Origin of the sequence: Stenotrophomonas sp. 59 (assembly GCF_030291095.1) — a bacterium.
GTDB classification, from domain to species: domain Bacteria; phylum Pseudomonadota; class Gammaproteobacteria; order Xanthomonadales; family Xanthomonadaceae; genus Stenotrophomonas; species Stenotrophomonas maltophilia_Q.
Genome location: NZ_CP127408.1, coordinates 3,588,885 through 3,607,007, shown reverse-complemented (window position 1 = coordinate 3,607,007; position 18,123 = coordinate 3,588,885). Strand labels below are relative to the sequence as shown.

16 protein-coding genes are annotated in these 18,123 nt (G+C 67.6%); 11 read left to right on the top strand and 5 right to left on the bottom strand.

Annotated features, from left to right (window positions below; translation table 11 throughout):
* Nucleotides 1-62: 62 nt before the first annotated feature.
* Nucleotides 63-2,015, bottom strand: a complete 1,953-nt coding sequence (locus tag QP552_RS16645) for an acetyl-CoA hydrolase/transferase C-terminal domain-containing protein (protein ID WP_286074094.1) — start codon at nt 2,013-2,015, stop codon at nt 63-65.
* A gap of 36 nt (nt 2,016-2,051) precedes the next feature.
* Nucleotides 2,052-2,609 (bottom strand): flavin reductase family protein, encoded by a 558-nt coding sequence (locus QP552_RS16640; RefSeq protein ID WP_049432676.1) that lies wholly within the window; start codon nt 2,607-2,609, stop codon nt 2,052-2,054.
* A 118-nt stretch (nt 2,610-2,727) separates the two neighbouring features.
* On the opposite strand from QP552_RS16640, the gene QP552_RS16635 reads away from it, so the two are divergent.
* The 5 genes from QP552_RS16635 to QP552_RS16615 all read left to right on the top strand — a co-directional run bounded on the left by QP552_RS16635 (nt 2,728) and on the right by QP552_RS16615 (nt 6,295).
* Nucleotides 2,728-3,093 (top strand): BlaI/MecI/CopY family transcriptional regulator, encoded by a 366-nt coding sequence (locus tag QP552_RS16635; RefSeq protein WP_010484077.1) that lies wholly within the window; start codon nt 2,728-2,730, stop codon nt 3,091-3,093.
* Nucleotides 3,086-4,327: a M56 family metallopeptidase gene (locus QP552_RS16630; protein ID WP_286074093.1), complete on the top strand. Its 1,242-nt coding sequence runs from the start codon at nt 3,086-3,088 to the stop codon at nt 4,325-4,327. Before QP552_RS16635 ends, QP552_RS16630 begins: the two co-directional genes overlap by 8 nt.
* A complete protein-coding gene (locus QP552_RS16625) occupies nt 4,324-4,887 on the top strand; it encodes a hypothetical protein (protein ID WP_286074092.1) in 564 nt (187 codons plus the stop codon). Before QP552_RS16630 ends, QP552_RS16625 begins: the two co-directional genes overlap by 4 nt.
* Nucleotides 4,888-4,967: 80 nt before the next feature.
* Nucleotides 4,968-5,846 carry a hypothetical protein gene (locus QP552_RS16620; protein ID WP_286074091.1) on the top strand — a complete coding sequence of 293 codons (879 nt, stop codon included), beginning with the start codon at nt 4,968-4,970 and terminating at the stop codon, nt 5,844-5,846.
* The gene (locus QP552_RS16615) at nt 5,843-6,295 is read left to right on the top strand and encodes a hypothetical protein (RefSeq protein ID WP_286074090.1); all 453 of its coding nucleotides are present in this window, start codon (nt 5,843-5,845) and stop codon (nt 6,293-6,295) included. Before QP552_RS16620 ends, QP552_RS16615 begins: the two co-directional genes overlap by 4 nt.
* A gap of 22 nt (nt 6,296-6,317) precedes the next feature.
* Here QP552_RS16615 and QP552_RS16610 read toward each other — a convergent pair whose 3' ends face one another.
* Together QP552_RS16610 and QP552_RS16605 are read right to left on the bottom strand one after the other, a co-directional pair.
* A complete protein-coding gene (locus QP552_RS16610; RefSeq protein WP_286074089.1) occupies nt 6,318-7,118 on the bottom strand; it encodes an MBL fold metallo-hydrolase in 801 nt (266 codons plus the stop codon).
* Nucleotides 7,119-7,128: 10 nt separating this feature from the next.
* Nucleotides 7,129-7,947, bottom strand: a complete 819-nt coding sequence (locus tag QP552_RS16605; RefSeq protein ID WP_111113904.1) for a S1/P1 nuclease — start codon at nt 7,945-7,947, stop codon at nt 7,129-7,131.
* A gap of 114 nt (nt 7,948-8,061) precedes the next feature.
* Between QP552_RS16605 and QP552_RS16600 the strand changes: the two genes are divergently transcribed.
* Complete coding sequence (locus QP552_RS16600; RefSeq protein WP_111113905.1) at nt 8,062-9,189, top strand: GGDEF domain-containing protein; 1,128 nt, start codon at nt 8,062-8,064, stop codon at nt 9,187-9,189.
* A gap of 231 nt (nt 9,190-9,420) precedes the next feature.
* On the opposite strand, the gene QP552_RS16595 is transcribed toward QP552_RS16600, so the two are convergent.
* Nucleotides 9,421-10,050: an OmpW family outer membrane protein gene (locus QP552_RS16595; RefSeq protein ID WP_099555183.1), complete on the bottom strand. Its 630-nt coding sequence runs from the start codon at nt 10,048-10,050 to the stop codon at nt 9,421-9,423.
* A gap of 192 nt (nt 10,051-10,242) precedes the next feature.
* On the opposite strand from QP552_RS16595, the gene gap reads away from it, so the two are divergent.
* The 5 genes from gap (at nt 10,243) to QP552_RS16570 (ending at nt 17,961) form a co-directional block, all read left to right on the top strand.
* Entirely contained in the window at nt 10,243-11,247 is a 1,005-nt protein-coding gene (gap, locus tag QP552_RS16590; RefSeq protein ID WP_005414333.1) for a type I glyceraldehyde-3-phosphate dehydrogenase, read from the top strand.
* Between the two features lie 125 nt (nt 11,248-11,372).
* Nucleotides 11,373-14,045, top strand: a complete 2,673-nt coding sequence (locus tag QP552_RS16585) for a DUF2339 domain-containing protein (protein WP_286074088.1) — start codon at nt 11,373-11,375, stop codon at nt 14,043-14,045.
* Entirely contained in the window at nt 14,042-15,418 is a 1,377-nt protein-coding gene (locus QP552_RS16580) for a DUF3999 domain-containing protein (protein ID WP_286074087.1), read from the top strand. Before QP552_RS16585 ends, QP552_RS16580 begins: the two co-directional genes overlap by 4 nt.
* A gap of 717 nt (nt 15,419-16,135) precedes the next feature.
* Entirely contained in the window at nt 16,136-17,311 is a 1,176-nt protein-coding gene (locus QP552_RS16575; RefSeq protein ID WP_106551323.1) for a phosphoglycerate kinase, read from the top strand.
* Nucleotides 17,308-17,961: an HAD hydrolase-like protein gene (locus QP552_RS16570; protein ID WP_106551324.1), complete on the top strand. Its 654-nt coding sequence runs from the start codon at nt 17,308-17,310 to the stop codon at nt 17,959-17,961. The genes QP552_RS16575 and QP552_RS16570 overlap by 4 nt, the downstream gene beginning before the upstream one ends.
* Nucleotides 17,962-18,123: the final 162 nt, after the last annotated feature.

The following is an 18,123-nucleotide window of genomic DNA, read 5'->3' as shown; positions in this document are numbered from 1 at the left end:
CCAACCTTGGTTGGCACTGATGCTTTTTCGCCGGGGATGGCCCGGCGCTACCGTACGCGTGATTACGCAGTACGCGCCAGCGCCAGGCGCAGCAGGCGCGCGTCCAGGCGCTCGGCGAAATCCTTCGGCGCCTGCAGGCCCATGCGCTGCAGGTACACCGCGTCGCCGTCGCCGGCCGGTTGCCGCAGCGCCGCCCAGACCGTACGCAGCTTGTCGCTACGGGTCTGCGTGTTGGCCTTCAGCCAACCCAGCGCCTTCACCAGCACCTGTTCAATCTCGTTGAAATCGCTGCCGAGCGGATAGTCCGGCAGGCTGCCATCGGCACGGAACGGCGCCAGTGCGGCGGCCAATGCCTGCGGCGTGTTTCGCTGCAGGCGTTCGGGATCCGGCTGGGTGCTCTTCAACAGCTTGCGTGCAGCCTGCGCCTGTTGCAGCAGGTCGCCCTGGAACGGCGCCTCGGTGATTGCGGTCATCGCCTGCACGCAATCCTCGTCGGTCAAGCCGCGCAGATCGGCGATGCCGTATTCGTTGAGGTAGATGTCGCGCAGGTGGCGTGGGATGGTAGTGTGCCCGTAGTTCCAGCGCACGTTGGATTCGCGCCGGCCCTTGTCGTCGCGCGCCGCGCGGAACATCAGCATGCTGCGCGCTTCCGGCAGGGCATGGGCCATCGCCACGAAGTTGTACTGGCCGCCCACGCCGGACACCACGCGGCCATCGTCCAGCGCATCCGACACCGCCGCGCCCAGCGCGGTGGCCATCATGCAGGAGTTGAAGAAGCGTGCATGGCGGCGCTGCAGGCGCTCCAGCGTCTCGTTGCCGCCGTACAGCTGGTTGATCTCGCTGATGCGGCGCATGCCGATTGCACGGCATTCGTCTTCCGGCAGCGTGCGCAGCCACTCGTAGAACTCCGGCGAGCCCAGGTAGAACGCGCCGTGCAGGTACTCGCCCTCGGCGGCCAGGGTGGCGTGGTCGATCGACAATGTGCTGCCGTTCTCGATGCGCTGCATCAGCGCCAGGTCGTCATGCACCTTGCGCTTGATCACCCCGGTCTGCACCAGCCGGCGGAAGCCCTCGTTGAGCATTTCGCTGCAGCCATACAGGCCCACCTCGAACGGATCCAGTCCGCCGATCTCCTGCACCAGCGGGTGGCTGGCCAGCTGCGGATCCAGCGCATGCAGCACGCGGCGGTAGCGTGCGTTGTCGGTATGGCGCAGCACCAGCGCATGGCTGAGCGCATCGGCCAGCGTGCCGATGCCGATCTGCAGGGTGCCGCCGTCGCGTACCAGCGTGCTGGCATACAGGCCGATGGCGTAGTCGGCATCGCCGACCGGCTGCCGCGGCAGGCCGAACAGCGCCGGGTACGGCGGCGGCGGGGTGATCACCAGATCGAAGAACGACACATCGACCGTGGCCGAGCCGCCCAGGTAGGGCAGCTGCGGGTCGATCTCGGCGATCAGCAGGGGCCGCGGCAGGCCACGCGCTGCGATGGCATCGAGTGTGTCCTGGGTGATGTCGTTGTTGCACGACAGCGACAGCCGGCGATCATCCGGCCGCATCGCCACCTTCTGCACGATCACCTGCGGCGCGCGCTGGGCGACCGCGTCGGCGGCGTGGGTGTAGTTCAGGCTGGTATAGCTGGACTGCGCCTGGCGCGAACCGAGCAGCGCACCGGACTGCATGTAGAACTCCTCCACCTGCACATGTGCCGGCAGCGCGTCGCGCGCAATCGCATCGGCATAGGCCAGGCGCGGGAAATCGTCGCCGAAGTGACGCTGCGCGAACGGTGCCATGAAGCGCGCCTCCAGGCCGGTGCCGCGCGCTTTCGGCGGGTTCAACGACAGCGCGGTATACAACTGCAGCGGCCGCGACGGGTCGTGCTCGACGCGCGCATACAGGGCATTGAGCAGCCGGTGCGGCTTGCCCAGCGCCAGCGGTGCCCCGATCCGCAACGGCCCATCCACGCGCGCAAACAACCAGTCGACAGCGGCGTCCAGGTCGGTGAGGTGTTCGGTCATGCGGGGCGGTCCTGCGTGTGGGGGGGAGTGCTGGCATTACAGCATGTCGGGCTTGAACCGCCGTCGACGCGAGACTTCGGCGCCGGCCACCATGAACTGCCCATCGCCGCGGTAGTGCACCGTGCGCGGCAGCTTCGGCCGTGGTGCCACGTGTGCGCGCACGATTTCCCAGATGAACAGGTTGTTCGATGCCACCTGGCTGTCGTCGTACAAGCGGCATTCGAAGTTCGAGTGGCATTGCCCGACCAGCGGCGCGCCGACCTCGCGTGCGGGCAGCGCGTCGAGCCCGAACCGAGCGAACTTGTCGACCTCGCGGCCGCTGCAGTTGCCAATGTCCACCACGGTATCGAGCAGCTCCACGCCGGGTACGTTGATCACGCACTCGCCACTGCCGACGGCCAGGCCGTGGCTGTGGTTTTCATTCCACAGGTAGGTGGCGACCAGTGACGGCGAGAAGCCCATCACCATGTGCCAGCCCATCGTCATCAGGTTGCGCTGGCCCTGCCACGCGGTACTGACCAGCACGATCGGGCCGGGTTCGAGGAAGCGGCGTGCCTGCTCGACCGGGAAGTCCTTCTTGGGCAGCGCTTTCATCCGATGCCAGGGGTGGGAGGAACCGATGCTGGCGCAGCCGGGATGAACCCGGAGTCGAGGGGCTTGACAGCCAGATCGATTACGCGCGTAATCAGATCGTCGATTACGGATGTAAACCATGACCCCGATCAGCGAAGCCGAAGCCGTTGTGATGGAGGTGCTGTGGCAGCAGGCGCCACGTAGTGCCGATGACGTGGTGGCCGCGCTGGCCCATCGCGACTGGGCCGAGCCGACCATCAAGACCCTGCTCAACCGCCTGCTGACCAAGGGTGCGATTGCCGCCGAGCGCGATGGGCGGCGCTACCTGTACCGCCCGCTGCTGCAGCGCCAGGCCTGGGTGGAGGCGCAGAGCCAGGACTTCATCGGACGCGTCTTCGAGGGCCGCGTGGCGCCACTGGTGGCGCACTTCAGCGAACGTGGGCAGCTGAGCGCGCAGGACATTGCCGAACTGAAGAAGCTGATCCAGGAGCTGGACCATGACTGAGCTGCTCGACGGACTGTGGCGGGCCAGCCTGTGGCTGGCGATGGGCGTGCTGCTGCTGGCGGCGCTGCGACCGCTGCTGGTGAGCCTGGGCGGCGCCGGGCTGGCCTATCGCAGCTGGTGGCTGCTGCCGTTGCTGCTGGTGACCTTGCTGCTGCCATTGCCACAGGCTGCGGTGTTGCAGCACGTGCCGACGGTGCCGCTGAAAGTGGTGCCGGGGGCCGTGGATGGACTGACCGGGCAGTCGCTGCCGTGGGCCCTGCTGTTGCTGCTGGCATGGGCGCTGGGCACGGGCATCTGCCTGCTGCGCGACCTGCGTGCGCAGCGTCGTTTCGAACGCAGCATGGGCCCACTGCGTGCGCGTGCCGATGGCAGCTGGCAGGCCAGCGGCGATCCCGGGCTGCCGGCGCTGGTCGGCCTGTGGCGGCCGCGCATCGTGGTCGGCCCGGCATTCGACCAGCAGTTCACCGCACAGGAGCAGAACCTGATCCTGCAGCACGAGTGCAGCCATCGCCGCCATGGCGACCACTGGGCCAACGGCGCGTTGCTGCTGGTGCGCGCGGTGTTCTGGTTCCACCCGCTGCTGCCGTGGGCCGCGCGCCGCTTCCTGCGCGACCAGGAACTGGCCTGCGATGCCCGCACCATCGGCCCGCAGCCTGCGCTGCGCGGCCTCTATGCCAGCACGCTGCTGAAGGCGCAGCTGGTCCACCCGGTTGCGCCAGCGGTCTGCCATTGGCGCAGCCAACCCGTGTTGAAGGAGCGTATCGCCATGTTGAAGCAGTCCAAGCGGAAGGCATTGCCGTGGGTGTCGGGCCAGGTGCTGGTGGTCGGGTTGTGCGTGGGAATGGGCGCGGTGGCGTGGGCCAGCCAGGGCGGTGCGGCCGGTGGCACCCGCATCGGTGTCGAGCCGTTCGAACATGCGCAGGAAGATGCGGCCAGGGCGGGGTTGGACCGTCCCATCCAGGTGGACAAGATGCCGCCGCCGTCCTATCCGAAGTCGGCTGTCGAGCAGCGGCAGGTAGGCGTGGTCAATCTGCGCATCGAAGTGGATGCACAGGGCCATCCGACCGATGTGCAGGTGCTCAGTGCGACCAATCCGGGGGTGTTCGACGCCGTCTCCATCGCTGCCGCGCGCAGCTGGAGCTATCGCCCGGCGGTGAAGAACGGCAAGCCGGTGGCCGGTGCCGTACGCGTCCCGATCACCTACGCCATGGATGAGACCGAGGATGCGAAGTGAAGCGTGCGCCGCTGCTGATGATGGCGGCGCTGCTGGTGGGGTGTGCAACCCAGGATCGCCTGACCACCGTCGATACCCGCAGCGAGAATGTCGGTCACCAGCGCCTGCGGCCCGATGCAGGAGGAGGCGCAGGCCAGATCCAGCCTTACACGCTGGCCGCCAGCGAAGGCTACCGCATGCCGCAGCTGCATACGGCACCGGACCCGGTAGTGGGCGGGCGCGATCCACGTACCTCGCTGCCGCCGACCACGGTCTGCCTGCAGGTGGTGGTGGACGCGCAGGGCAGCGTTGAGCGCAGCATGCCGCTGACCGACCGCAGCGAATGCAGTGCGGGTGGCGCGCCGGAGAATGCGCCCTTGCTGCAGGCCGCGCAGGAGGCGGTTGCGATGTGGAAGTATTCGTCCGCCGCGGTCTGCCACTTCGCAGCGGGCAAGGTACCTGCGGATCGCGGCGACTGCCGCGGTGCCGAGCGGGTCGAGCCGGTGGCCGTTACCCTGCAGTACGCCTTCACCTTCGAGGTCGTGAAGGGCCAGCATGTGGTGCGTACACAGGGCCGGTAGTGCCGGGCCATGCGCGACCAGGCAGGCGCCGTCGCCCGCACAGGCGTACAGTGCGGGCAACACGGCAACGGAAGCTGGGGATGAGCATCTGGACAATCATGCTGGCCGGGCTTTCCTGTGTACTGGCCGGTTGCACGCCGCATGGGCAGGACAAGCACGACCTGGATGCGTATCGAAATGGTCCGCCGGCCTGCTCGGCCGGCGGCTACCTGGCAGCGCTGGACGAGCCCGCGCGCGTGGCGTATCTGCGGGGAGCGCTGCAGGTCCGCCCGCGATCGCCCTGCATCGCCGAACTGCTCGCCGGCCAGCCGCCGGCCTTCCTGCCGGTTGCGCGGCAGGCGATCCTCGATGGGGGAGAGCGCAGTGATCTTTCGCTTCTGGCCGGCGCGGTGGCAATGAAGGTTGATCGCGGCGAAATCACCGCTGCACAGGTGGATGCGCTGCAGCTGCAGGCGGCCTGTACCGATTCCCCAGGGGCACCGGCGCAATGCGCGGAACAGCTGCAGCGCCTGCGGCAGGCCTTGCAGGAACTGGACGACCCTTCCTCGCGTGTATTGACGCAGAAGTCGAAGGTACGCCTGTCAGATGCGTCTGCCACCAGGCGGGTGGAAGCCACGCTTGCCATGCGCACGGCCGATGCACCGGCCGCAAGCGGTGTTGCGTGCGGCGGGACCACCTCGCCATGCCGCGAGGTCACGCATCTGGAACTGCGCGTGGACGGCCAGCCGGTTCCCGTGGCGTACTCGGTGTACCGAGATCTCTTCGATCTGCATCGCGGAACCCTGAAGGCAGATGCTGGCGGCGGTGTGCTGGACCTGCAGGGCGGCGACGCATCGGAGAGTTACAACGTGCGCATCCGCTTCGATGCGCAGCGCGTGCTGTCACGGCAGATGTATGTGGGCACGGCGCAGGATGACCTGCTGCAGGAAACCGTCTATCACGAGGTGATCTACGAATGATCAGAGCGCTCCGTACCATCGTCCTGGTGTACCTGGGGCTGCATATGACGCCTTGCCTGGCCACGGAGCGGGACCAGGGCGCCGATATGGTGGTCATCGCAACCCGGTTCATCGCCGTCCACGACGCGCGTGCCGACACAGCGCGCAATGCAGACGAACCCTTCATCGAAGACCGTGTGATCCCTGCTGTACACGCGATGGTGGAACGCGATGCTGGTCGACTGACGCGGGCGCAGCTGCAGGCACTGATCGATTTCATGATTGTGGCCGATGGCATGGCCAGTGAAGAAATCAGCGAGATGGCTGCGACGCTTTACCGCAGGCAGGGGCCTGCAGTGTGCACCTTGCTGAAGAACACGCCTGCAACCCGCCGCAGCGTCGTCATTGCGCGCATTCGCAGTGGCATTGCGCCCACTGCAGCACGGAACAGCCCTGCAGTGTGCGGGTGATGTCCGGCTCCGGGGCGAAGGCTTACGCCCCGCCCTGGATGTTGGCCTTCACCGCCGGCTGCATCAGCGCCGGCTCGGCCAGCGTGGCATCGCGGGCCTGGCGCACGCTGACGAACTCCGCTTCGGCCACACCGTCATGCACGTGGATGTTGTGCGCGCGCTGTTCGCCGATGGTGGTTTCGTTGGCGAAATCACGACCGCCCGGACCGTAGTCGTGGCAGACGAATACGCGGGTCGCATCGGGCAGGGCCAGCAGGCGCTGGATTGAACGGTACAGCTGTGCGGCATCGCCGCCCGGGAAGTCGCAGCGTGCGGTGCCGCCGTCTGGCATGAACAGCGAGTCGCCGGTGAACAGTGCATCGCCGATCAGGTAGGCGACGCTGTCGCTGGTATGCCCGGGCACGGCGATCACGCGTCCATCCAGTCCGCCTAGGGCGAAGGTTTCGCCATCGCTGAACAGGTGGTCGAAGATGTCATCCGCAGCAGGAAGCTGCAGGCCATAGCGTGGTGCAAACGTCGCCTGCACCGCACGGATGCCTTCGCCGATGGCGAGCGTAGCCTGCGGGAACCGCTGCTTGAGCCGCCGCCCGGCCGACACGTGGTCGGCATGGGCGTGGGTTTCCAGCAGCCAGCGCACGTGCAGCTGCTGCTGCGCGATGGCATCGAGCATCGCGCGTACCGGCGATTCGCTGCTGGCGTCGGTATCCGGGTCGTAATCCAGTACCGGGTCGATCAGCGCCGCCTCCCTGCTGGCCGGGTCGCTGACCAGGTAGCTGAAGGTATTGCTGTCACGGTGGAAGAACGATTGCACCTGGACCGACATCGGACACTCCTCAGCGTGTGGCGAGCACGCGGTTCAGCAACTGCGCCAGGTTCTCGCCGGCCAGTCGCAGCTGCGCTTCGGCCAGCGGCCGGTAGCGCTCGGTGTATTCATCACCGATCTTACGCGTGGCCGGATAAACGCCAGCTTGCATGGAAATGCGGCAGCTGGCCTCGGCCCAGGTCTGCGGGTCGCGTTGCGGGTTGGACTGGCGCGCCAGCTTCGGCGCGCGCTGGCTCTGCAGCAGCGGCAGGTAGCCGGCATCGTCCAGCTTGCGGGTGTTGAGCATGCCGCTGTCCCACAGCGAGTGCAGGTTGGTACCGCGGTTGCCGAACTGCAGCTGGAAATCGTTGCCGCCCTTGTCGTGGGCGTAGCCGGCGTGCATCGGCTGGTGGATGTCACCCACCAGGTGCACGACGAACTTCAGCGCCTGCAGGCGCTCGCCGTCGGTCAGGCTGCGGTCGCCGAGGATGGCGCTCTGTGCTTTCAGCGCCTCGACAATGCAGTTGCCGCTCTTGCAGTGCTTCGGTGCTTCGTAATGGCAGTTGTCTTCGGCGATGTTGACGTAGTGCCAACCGGCCGAACGACGGCCCAGGCCGGGGTCCTTGGCGCGCAGCTGATCGGCCCAGGGCGCGATACTGGCCAGGGTGGCGTCTGGCTCGGTGGCCAGCAGGCGGTCCACTTCGGCGCGGGCGGTGGGGTTGAGGCGGGCGTCGGCGACTTCGGCAACCAGGCGGTGGCCTTGTGCGCCCCAGGCATGGGCCGGGGCGGAAGCGGACAGCAGGGCCGGCGCCAGGGCGGCGGCGAGGAACAGGGAGTGCAGGGCTTTCATGCGCACATTCTAGCGGGCCTCGGCAGGCCCGGGCTTGATCACGCCTGGCGTTCGCCACGCGGCCTTGATGCGGCGGCCGCTAGGGTGGCCCGTGCACATGCGGGGGAGGGGCCGATGGCGATCACGGACAGGCGCATCATGGTCGGGCATCCCGATGACGACGGGTTCGCCGCCGCGTTCGATGCCCAGGTGGTCTGGCGCATGCGCTGGGCCTGCGCCGTGGCAGGCGCGTTCTCGCTGGGCTTTGCCGTGCTCGATACCTACTGGTTGCCGCCGGACGTACACGCGCCGGTGCTGCGCTGGCGGCTGGGCGTTCTGCTGCCGGCACTGCTGCTGGGCGTCGCGCTGACCTTCGTGCCGGTGCTGCGGCGCCACCTGCAGTGGCTGGGCGGCAGCGTCGTGCTGGTCAGCGGGCTGGCGCTGGTGACCATGATCTGGACCGCGCATCGTGCCGGCGTGAACTACCCCTACGAAGGCATCAGCCTGTTCCTGTTGCTGAACTACTTCCTGTGCGGGCTGCGTTTCGGGGTGGCGACGCTGACCGGAACCCTGATCGCGCTGGCGTTCGTGCTGGCCGAGCTGCAGGTGGGCCGGCACTGGGCGCAGATGCTGCAGAGCGTGATGTTCGTGCTGGCCAGCAACCTGGCCGGCATTGTCGGCAGCTACATTTCCGAACGGCAGGCGCGTGCAACCTGGCGGGCCGAGCAACGCCTGGATGCGTTGGCCAACCACGATGGGCTGACCGGCCTGCTGAACCGGCGTGCCTTCGATCGCCAGGCCAACCAGATCTTCCAGCGCTACCTGCGCACGTCGCATGCGCGCGGCGCACTGCGCATCGCCATGATCGATATCGACTACTTCAAGCGCTACAACGACCACCACGGCCATCCCGCAGGCGACACCGTCCTGCATGCGGTGGCAACCACCCTGGCCGCGCAGCTGCGCGGTAGCGACTCGGTGGTGGCGCGCTACGGCGGCGAAGAGTTCGTGGCGCTGGGGCACTGGGCGCCGGGGCAACCGGAATCAGCGCCGTTCGAGCAGCTTCGGCAACAGGTGCAGGCGCTGGCGATCGCGCATGCCGATTCGGATGCCGCCCCGGTGATAAGTGTGAGCATCGGCGTCGCGCGCTGGCATGACGATGGTGGCGATACGCTGGATCAGGCATTGGCACGCGCCGATGCAGCGCTGTATCGCGCCAAGGAAAGCGGCCGCAACCGGGTGGAAGTGGCGCCGGATCAATGATCGACTGAAAGGCGGCCCGTTCATGCTTCTGTAGAGCCGAGCCATGCTCGGCTGCTCTTCTTCGGGTATCTGCGCGCTCCGCGCGATAGCCGAGCGTGGCTCGGCTCTACAGAAGAGCGCGCCTATGCATGCTTCCCGAAAAAAAGCCCCGGCAAAGACCGGGGCAACATGCTGCGAGGGTGTTGCGTGTAGCGGGGGAGCGGGGGCGAAGCCCCCGCGCCCAGCACATGCTTAGAACTTGAAGACGTACGACGCGCCGTAGACCAGCGGATCGATGTTGACCGTGCCGATCTTCTCGCCGTTCAACTTCACCTTGCTGTCGATGTCGATCCAGCGCATGTCCACGCGCAGGGCACCCTTCTCGCCGATCGCGAAGTCGATGCCCGCATGCGCGGCCAGGCCCCACGAATCCTGCAGCTTCAGCTTGCTGCCGGCCAGCGCACCGGTGGTGTCTTCGCTGAAGAAGGTCGTGTAGTTCACGCCCGCGCCGACGAACGGCGAGACCTTGCCCTTGCTGTTGAAGTGGTACTGCAGGGTCACCACCGGCGGCAGCTGCTTGGTGCTGCCCACGCGGCCCAGGCCGTTGATGTTGATGTCGTGCTTGAACGGCAGCGCGGCCAGCACTTCGATGCCCAGGTTGTCGGCGATGAAGTACTCGCCGGTGATGGTCGGCTTGACGTCGTTGTCGACGTCGACCTTCAGGGTGTGGCCGGCCAGCCAGCCGTTGTTCGACTTCGGCGCCACCTGGTGGATGCCGGCCGAGACAGTCCAGTCACCCTTGGACTGGGCCATGGCCGGGGCGGCGGCGAGGGACAGGGCGGCGGCCAGGCCGGCCACGATCAGGGGGGAGGTCTTGCGCATGGGGGTGATCTCGTTGCTGGGTGGATGGCGACAGTCTCGGCCTCACGCCGCGCTAACGCTTTGATCCGGATCAAATCCTGTCCGCCGGCCCTCTGGCCCGGGGGCTGGCCCACGGTGGCCAGCCCCGGTTTGCTAGACTTGTGGGCCCTATCCATCCCGCCGCACCCGTCGCGGCCGCAGGAGCTTGAGAACATGGCAATCAAGGTTGGTATCAACGGTTTCGGTCGCATCGGGCGTAACGTCCTGCGCTCGGCGGTGCTGAACTTCGGCGACGACATCGAAATCGTGGCCATCAACGATCTGCTGGAGCCGGACTACCTGGCGTACATGCTCAAGTACGACTCCGTGCACGGCCGCTTCAAGGCCGACGTGGCGGTGCAGGGCAACGACCTGCTGGTCAACGGCAAGAAGATCCGCCTGACCCAGGAACGCGACCCGGCCAACCTGAAGTGGGATGAAGTCGGCGCCGACGTGGTGCTGGAAGCCACCGGCCTGTTCCTGACCAAGGAAACCGCGCAGAAGCACATCGATGCGGGCGCCAAGAAGGTCATCATGTCGGCCCCGTCGAAGGACGACACGCCGATGTTCGTCTACGGCGTGAACGACAAGACCTACGCCGGCCAGGCGATCATCTCCAACGCCTCGTGCACCACCAACTGCCTGGCCCCGCTGGCCAAGGTCATCAATGACAAGTGGGGCATCAAGCGCGGCCTGATGACCACCGTGCATGCGGCCACCGCCACCCAGAAGACCGTCGATGGCCCGTCCAACAAGGACTGGCGCGGTGGCCGTGGCATCCTGGAAAACATCATTCCGTCGTCCACCGGTGCGGCCAAGGCCGTCGGCGTGGTCATTCCGGAACTGAACAAGAAGCTGACCGGCATGAGCTTCCGCGTCCCGACCTCGGACGTGTCGGTGGTCGACCTGACCGTCGAGCTGGAAAAGGAAGCCACCTACGCCGAGATCTGCGCCGAAGTGAAGGCACAGAGCGAAGGCCCGCTGAAGGGCATCCTGGGCTACACCGAAGACAAAGTGGTGGCCACCGATTTCCGCGGCGAGACCTGCACCTCGGTGTTCGACGCCGACGCCGGCATCGCCCTGGACGGCACCTTCGTCAAGCTGGTCACCTGGTACGACAACGAGTGGGGCTACTCGAACAAGTGCCTGGAAATGGCCAAGGTCATCGCCGCCAAGTAAGGCCGGCGAAGATCGCATACGGACCCCGGCCTGGCCGGGGTTCGTCGTTTATGGGGCCAGCCCTGTCGTAGCATGGGCCGGTCGACCGCTGCCGCTGGGGCGCGGGAACGCAATGGAAGCACGCAATGGAAGCTCTGATCGCCCTGGTCGTACTGGTCCTGCTGGCCATCCCGCTGCTGCTGGTGGTGGCACTGGTGATGATCGCCGGCCTGCGCCGCCGCGTGACCGCGCTGGAAAGCGCAATGGCTGCCGCGCCTGCCACCGGCAGGCCTGCCGCCACCGCGCCTGCGCCTGAACGGCCTGTGGTCACGCCCTTGGCCGGCGCCGATCCGCCGTTCCTGCGGCCGGTCGCTGCGGCTGTGCCGCCCTCACCTGAGCCTCCGCAGCCGCCAGTGCGAGAGGCTGCGTCCACTGATGAGGCGCCTGCCCCTCGTCCTGCTGCACCACCGCCGGTGCCGGTGCTGCCGCCGTTGCCGCCAGAACCGGTGTTGCCGAATTTCATCGAACGCGGCATCGGTGCGATCAAGCGCTGGTTCACCGAGGGCAACGTGCCGGTCAAGATCGGCATGCTGGTGCTGCTGGCCGGTGTCGCCGCGCTGCTGAAGTACGTCAGTGACCAGGGCTGGCTGGTGCTGCCGATCGAACTGCGCCTGGCCGGCGTCACCGTGGGCGCGCTGGGCCTGCTGGCCTTCGGCTGGCACCAGCGCGAACGCAGGCGCATGTTCGCGCTTGCGCTGCAGGGCGGTGCCATCGGCGTGCTGCTGCTGACCATCTTCGCGGCGTTCAAGCGCTTCGACCTGATTCCGCCAGGCTTCGCCTTCGTCAGCTCGATCGCGCTGGTGGCAGGCCTGTGCGTGCTGGCGGTGGTACAGAACTCGCGAACGCTGGCGGTGCTGGGCATCCTGGCCGGCTTCATGGCGCCGTTGTGGCTGTCCACCGGCAGCGGCAACCACGTGGGGTTGTTCAGCTACTACGCGGTCCTCAACGCCGGCATCTTCGCCATCGCCTGGTTCCGCCCGTGGCGCGCGCTGAATCTGCTGGGTTTCGCCTTCACGTTCGGCATCGGCACGTTCTGGGGCGTGCTGCAGTACGCCCCGGACAAGTTCAGCAGCACCGAGCCGTTCCTGCTGCTGTTCTTTGCCTTCTACCTGCTGATCCCGCTGCTGTACGCACGCCGGCAGCCGGCCGGCCGCCGCGACCTGGTCGATGGCAGCCTGGTGTTCGGTACGCCGCTGGTCGCGTTCTCGCTGCAGGCCGGCATGCTGCACGAGCAGCCGATGACCCTGGCCCTGTGTGCGCTGGGCCTGGCCGCGATCTACGCGGTGCTGGCGTGGGCGTTGATCCGGCGTGCGTCGTACACCGTGCTGGCGCAGTCGCACGCGGTGCTGGCGGTGGGCTTTGCCACGCTGGCAGTGCCACTGGCGCTGTCGGCACGCGCCACGGGTGCCGTGTTCGCGCTGGAAGGCGCTGGCCTGGCCTGGTTGGGCCTGCGCCAGAAGCGCTGGCTGCCGCAGGTGTCTGGCGCGTTGCTGCAGATGGGCGCCGCGTTCGCCTTCGTGGCCGGCGCCGATCATTGGCTTGAAGATGCCCGCTTCCTGCTCAACCCGACCGCCATCGGCGCGCTGCTGCTGGCGCTGGCAGGTTTCGCCTCCGCCTGGAGCTACCAGCGCCGGCCGCGCCATGAGGTCGCACTGGTCTACTACCTGTGGGGCCTGCTGTGGTGGCTGGGCGGCCTGGTGCACGAGATCACCCGCTTCTTCCCGTACCGCATCGAAGTGGATGCGCTGCTGGTGCTGGCTGCGGTCACCGCATGGCTGGCGGCCGAAACGCAGCGCCACCAGCCAGCACGCGCACTGGGCGTGACCTCGCTGGCGATGCTGGCGCTGGGCTTCCCGCTGGCGCTGATGCAGAGCGACGCGCACCACCAGCCGTTCGCCGGCTACGGCGCGCTGGCCTGGGCGGTATTCGCCGTGCTCGGTGTGCGCACACTGCTGTGCCTGCGCCAGGGCGGTGACAGCGTGGCGCGCATCGCGCAGTTCCTGTGGTGGCTGCTGTGGCCCTCGCTGCTTTCGCTGCTGGCCCTGTGGGGCGGTGGCGAGGCAGGTCTGGCGCAGGGTTGGACGACGCTGCTGGTCACGCTGCCGTGGCTGCTGATGGCGGCGCTGTCGCTGTGGCGCTGGAATACGCTGCGCTGGCCGCTGGGTGAAGCGTTCGACCGCGTGCGCACGCCGCTGCAGTGCGTGCTGTTCGGCCTGCTGTCGATCGGCTGGCTGCTGGGCCAGCTGTTGCCGGGCGATGCTTCCCCGCTGCTGTGGCTGCCGGTGCTGAACCCGGCCGAGATCGGACAGTGGCTGAGCCTGTTGCTGCTCGCGCGCTGGCTGTACAGCGATCAGGCGCCGAAGGCCCTGCTGGGTATCCGCATGCCGCTGCTGTCACTGGCAACGTTCGTTGCGCTGACCAGCGTGGTGCTGCATGGCGTGCACCAGTGGGGCGGCCTGTCGTGGAACGCGTCGATGATGCGCTTCAGCCTGGCGCAGACCAGCCTGACCGTGCTGTGGAGCGTGCTCGGCGTGATCGCCTGGGTATGGGGTTCGCGCCGCGGCCAGCGCGTGCTGTGGATGGTCGGTGCCGTGCTGATGGGCGTGGTGCTGGCCAAGCTGGTCATTGTCGATCGCCAGCACCTTGGCAACCTGCTGGGCATCGCATCGTTCATCGCCTACGGCCTGCTGTGCACGGTCGTGGGTTATCTGGCACCGGCACCGCCCAGCGCGGCGCCGACCGTGGAGGAAAAGCAATGAAGACGTGGAGCAGGGTGCTGCTGCCGGCGATGTTCGGCCTGCTGGCCGCCGTCGTGGCACAGGCCGCCGATTACCGTACGCAGTACGCCGAACAGTGGCCGCTGACGTTGTCCAGCGCGCAGTCCGGTGCCTATCGCGTCGTGCTGGAGCCGGCGATCTACCGTCGCGCCGGTACCGCGGACCTGAGCGATCTGCAGGTGTTCAATGCCGCAGGCCAATCGTTGCCGTCCGCCTTGCTGGCGCCCGATCAGCCGCTGGCGCAGCCACCGGTGCAGCGTGAACTGCCCTGGTTCGCACTGCCGCCGCTGGCCGAAGCGCAGCGCAACGATCTGCAGTTGCTGACCGAGCGCGATACCGATGGCCGCGTGCGTCGCGTCGAGGCACGCGTGAGTGGCGGTGCGGCGGCGAGCGGGCAGGGTGGCTGGCTGATCGACGCCAGCGTGCTCGGCCAGCAGCCGGTGGCGGCGCTGGTACTGGATTGGGCCGACAGCGGACAGCCGCTGCAGGCACAGGTGCAGCTGGACGCCAGCGACGACCTGCAGCACTGGCGTCCGATCGGGCGTGATATCCCGCTGGTCGACCTGCAGCGTGCTGGCAAGCGCCTGCTGCAGCGCCGCCTGCAGGTGGACGGCGAGGCGCGCTACCTGCGCGTGCTGGCGCAGGGCGATGCACGCCTGCCGGCGCTGCGCAGCGTACTGGCCGAGCTGCCGCCGGCGCCGGCCACACTGCCATGGGAGTGGCTGTCGCTGGAGCCGACTTCGACGGGCAAGGGTGAATACACCTTCGAGATGGATGGCCGTTTCCCGGTCGCCCGTGCGGACGTGGCCAGCACCGACAACAGCCTGGTGCAGTGGACGTTGTTCAGCCGCGACGACGAAAGTGCAGAGTGGCAGCGCCGCAGTGCACCGTGGATTGCCTACCAGCTGCAGCAGAGTGCCGAGGGCCCGCGCCAGCAGTCGGCGGCACAGCCGCTGGGGGGCGTGCATCGCGACCGCTACTGGAAGCTGGTCGCGAACCCTGCAGAAACCGCGACTGCGCCGTCCCTGCGCCTGGGCTACCAGCCGGAAGTACTGGTGTTCCTCAGCCAGGGCGCGGCGCCCTATGCACTGGCGGTGGGCAGCACCACCGCGCGCAGGATGGAGGCGCCGATCGGTGTGCTGATCGAGGAGCTGCGCCAGCGCAATGACCCGTCATGGCAACCGACGCTGGCGCGCCTGGAAGGCAGTCCGGAGCCGCTGGCGGGAGACGCGGCGCTGAAGCCGCAGCGCGACTGGAAGTCGTGGTTGCTGTGGGCGCTGCTGGGACTGGGTGTGCTGGTGGTGGGTGGCCTCGCGGTCAGCCTGCTTCGGCAGAAGCCTGCGCCTTCGGCGTAGTTTCCGGCGAACGGCGAAGCCCCTCGTGGGTGGGGTTGTTCGTGTAAAGCAAAAGCCGTGCTTGGCCGGGCGGGGTGGGTTCGCGGGAGACGCCGTGAACCCATCCTTGGGGGCTTGGCCGCGGCATCCATGCCGCGGACACTCCCGCGAACCCACCCCGCCCGGCCTCTGACAGTTTCCGGTTGCTTCCACCCACGGAAGAGAAAGAAGAAGAGCAAGAGCGGAAGCGGGTCGCTTCGCTCGACGGCCATCGGGGTCAGATCCGTTTTCCGCAGGAAAACGGATCTGACCCCTTCTTTCTCCATCCGACATCAGAAACCGCTCTTGCCTTTGCCATCCGCATCACCTCATGAACCTGTCGAGGCCGGGGCGGTGTGGGTTGGCAGGGGTGTCAGCCGCATGGGCCCGAGGCATGCCTCGGGCGGGTTGGGCAGGACGCCCAACCCCGGTCTTGCCGTGTGCGCAGGACAGCGCACACGAGCAAGCCGCTGCCAAGCCTCCATGGACGGATTCACGGCGCCCCCTGCCAGCCCACACCGCCCCGGCCCACCCCCGGCATCATGAAGCGCCAGCGCTTTGGCTTTGGCTGTTGCCGTTGCTGTTGCTGTTGCCCTGCGCCTCTGCCTGCCGCAGGCATCGGCCCTCCCACCACCCGCACCCGATACAATGGCCGTCTGCCGCATCCCGGCATCCCGTCCCTGAGCCAAAGAGTTGCCCATGTCCATCGTCCGCATGACCGACCTCGACCTCTCCGGCAAGCGCGTGCTGATCCGCCAGGATCTGAACGTGCCGATCGAGAATGGCCGCATCACTTCCGAACAGCGCATCACCGCTTCGCTGCCGACGCTCAAGCGCGCGCTGGAGCAGGGCGCGGCGGTGATGGTCACCTCGCACCTGGGTCGCCCGAAGGAAGGCGTGTGGACCGAAGCCGACTCGCTGGCACCGGTGGCGGCGCGCCTGTCCGAGCTGCTCGGCCGTGAGGTTCCGCTGGTGCGCGATTGGATCGACGGCGTCGACGTGCAGCCAGGCCAGCTGGTGCTGCTGGAGAACTGCCGCATGAACGTTGGCGAGGGCAAGGACGATGAAGCCCTGTCGAAGAAGTACGCCGCGCTGTGCGATGTGTTCGTGATGGATGCGTTTGGTACCGCGCATCGCGCCCAGGCCTCCACCCACGGCGTCATCCGCTTCGCGCCGGTGGCTGCCGGTGGCCCGCTGCTGATGGCCGAGCTGGATGCACTGGCACAGGCGCTGGATGCACCGGCCAAGCCGCTGCTGGCCATCGTCGCCGGCAGCAAGGTCAGCACCAAGCTGGAACTGCTGGCCAACCTGGTCGGCAAGGTCGATCAGCTGATCGTCGGTGGCGGTATCGCCAACACCTTCATCGCCGCCGCCGGCTACAACGTCGGCAAGTCGCTGTACGAACCGGACCTGCTGGATACCGCGAAGAAGATCGTCGCCGACGCCAAGGCGCGTGGCGCCGACATTCCGCTGCCGGTCGACGTGGTCACCGCCAAGCAGTTCCTGCCCGACGCCGTCGCGGAAGTGAAGGCGGTCGACGCTGTTGCCGAGGACGACCTGATCCTGGACATCGGCCCGCAGACCGCTGCGCAGTACGCGCAGCTGATCGAAAAGGCCGGTACCGTGGTCTGGAACGGCCCGGTCGGTGTGTTCGAGTTCGAGGCCTTCAGCAAGGGTACCGAAGCACTGGCCCGTGCCATCGCCAGCTCGCCGGCCTTCTCCATCGCGGGCGGCGGCGACACCCTGGCGGCGGTCGACAAGTTCGATATCGCCAAGGACGTCAGCTACATCTCCACCGGTGGCGGCGCGTTCCTGGAGTTCCTGGAAGGCAAGACCCTGCCCGCAGTAGCGGCACTCGACGCGCGCGGCGCATGAGTGCCGGCCACGGCAAGGATGTCCTGTTCTTCGACCTGGACGGCACGCTGATCGATTCGCAGGTGGGCATCACCGCCTGCATCGCCTACGCGCTGCAGAAGATGGACCATCCGGTGCCGGCGCAGGAAACGCTGCTGGGCTGGATCGGTCCGTCGCTGCGCACCACCTTCGCGCCGCTGTTCGGTGAACCCGCGCGGGTGGAGCAGGCGGTGGGCTATTACCGCGAGCGCTTCGACGCCGAAGGTTGGCGCGAGCACACGGTGTACCCGCAGATTGAAGACACGCTGCGCACGCTGCATGGTCGTGGCCACCGCCTGGCGGTGGTCACTGCCAAGAACGAGCCGCACGCGCGGCGCATCCTCGCCCATCTGCCATTTGGTGGATTGTTCGAGGAGATCGTCGGTTCGACCCTGGATGGTTCGCGCAGCCACAAGCCGGAACTGGTTGGCGAGGCGCTGCGCCGCCTGCAGGTGCAGCCCGTGCAGTGCTGGATGATCGGCGACCGCCGCATGGACATCGAGGGCGCGCGCCACCACGGTCTGCGAAGCGTGGGCGTGCTGTGGGGCTTTGGTGGTGAAGCGGAACTCACTGAAGCCGGTGCGGGCCAGCTGGCCCACGAGCCGGCACAGCTGACGACGCTGCTGGCCTGATGCACCTTTGATCGGTAGCGCCGGGCCATGCCCGGCGGCTTTGCCCAGCGCCCGCCGGGCATGGCCCGGCGCTACCGGCCCCTGCGCCAGCGTATGTCCGGACCATGTCCGTTGCATGACCCGCGGAGTCAGGCAGCACAAGGCTGTAACCGTATACATGCG

Excerpts from the sequence above, each read along its gene's own strand:
- QP552_RS16645 (WP_286074094.1), bottom strand. The coding sequence starts at position 2,015 with ATGACCGAACACCTCACCGACCTGGACGCCGCTGTCGACTGGTTGTTT.
- QP552_RS16640 (WP_049432676.1), bottom strand. The coding sequence starts at position 2,609 with ATGAAAGCGCTGCCCAAGAAGGACTTCCCGGTCGAGCAGGCACGCCGC.
- QP552_RS16635 (WP_010484077.1), top strand. The coding sequence starts at position 2,728 with ATGACCCCGATCAGCGAAGCCGAAGCCGTTGTGATGGAGGTGCTGTGG.
- QP552_RS16630 (WP_286074093.1), top strand. The coding sequence starts at position 3,086 with ATGACTGAGCTGCTCGACGGACTGTGGCGGGCCAGCCTGTGGCTGGCG.
- QP552_RS16620 (WP_286074091.1), top strand. The coding sequence starts at position 4,968 with ATGAGCATCTGGACAATCATGCTGGCCGGGCTTTCCTGTGTACTGGCC.
- QP552_RS16615 (WP_286074090.1), top strand. The coding sequence starts at position 5,843 with ATGATCAGAGCGCTCCGTACCATCGTCCTGGTGTACCTGGGGCTGCAT.
- QP552_RS16610 (WP_286074089.1), bottom strand. The coding sequence starts at position 7,118 with ATGTCGGTCCAGGTGCAATCGTTCTTCCACCGTGACAGCAATACCTTC.
- QP552_RS16605 (WP_111113904.1), bottom strand. The coding sequence starts at position 7,947 with ATGAAAGCCCTGCACTCCCTGTTCCTCGCCGCCGCCCTGGCGCCGGCC.
- QP552_RS16600 (WP_111113905.1), top strand. The coding sequence starts at position 8,062 with ATGGCGATCACGGACAGGCGCATCATGGTCGGGCATCCCGATGACGAC.
- QP552_RS16595 (WP_099555183.1), bottom strand. The coding sequence starts at position 10,050 with ATGCGCAAGACCTCCCCCCTGATCGTGGCCGGCCTGGCCGCCGCCCTG.
- gap (WP_005414333.1), top strand. The coding sequence starts at position 10,243 with ATGGCAATCAAGGTTGGTATCAACGGTTTCGGTCGCATCGGGCGTAAC.
- QP552_RS16585 (WP_286074088.1), top strand. The coding sequence starts at position 11,373 with ATGGAAGCTCTGATCGCCCTGGTCGTACTGGTCCTGCTGGCCATCCCG.
- QP552_RS16580 (WP_286074087.1), top strand. The coding sequence starts at position 14,042 with ATGAAGACGTGGAGCAGGGTGCTGCTGCCGGCGATGTTCGGCCTGCTG.
- QP552_RS16575 (WP_106551323.1), top strand. The coding sequence starts at position 16,136 with ATGTCCATCGTCCGCATGACCGACCTCGACCTCTCCGGCAAGCGCGTG.
- QP552_RS16570 (WP_106551324.1), top strand. The coding sequence starts at position 17,308 with ATGAGTGCCGGCCACGGCAAGGATGTCCTGTTCTTCGACCTGGACGGC.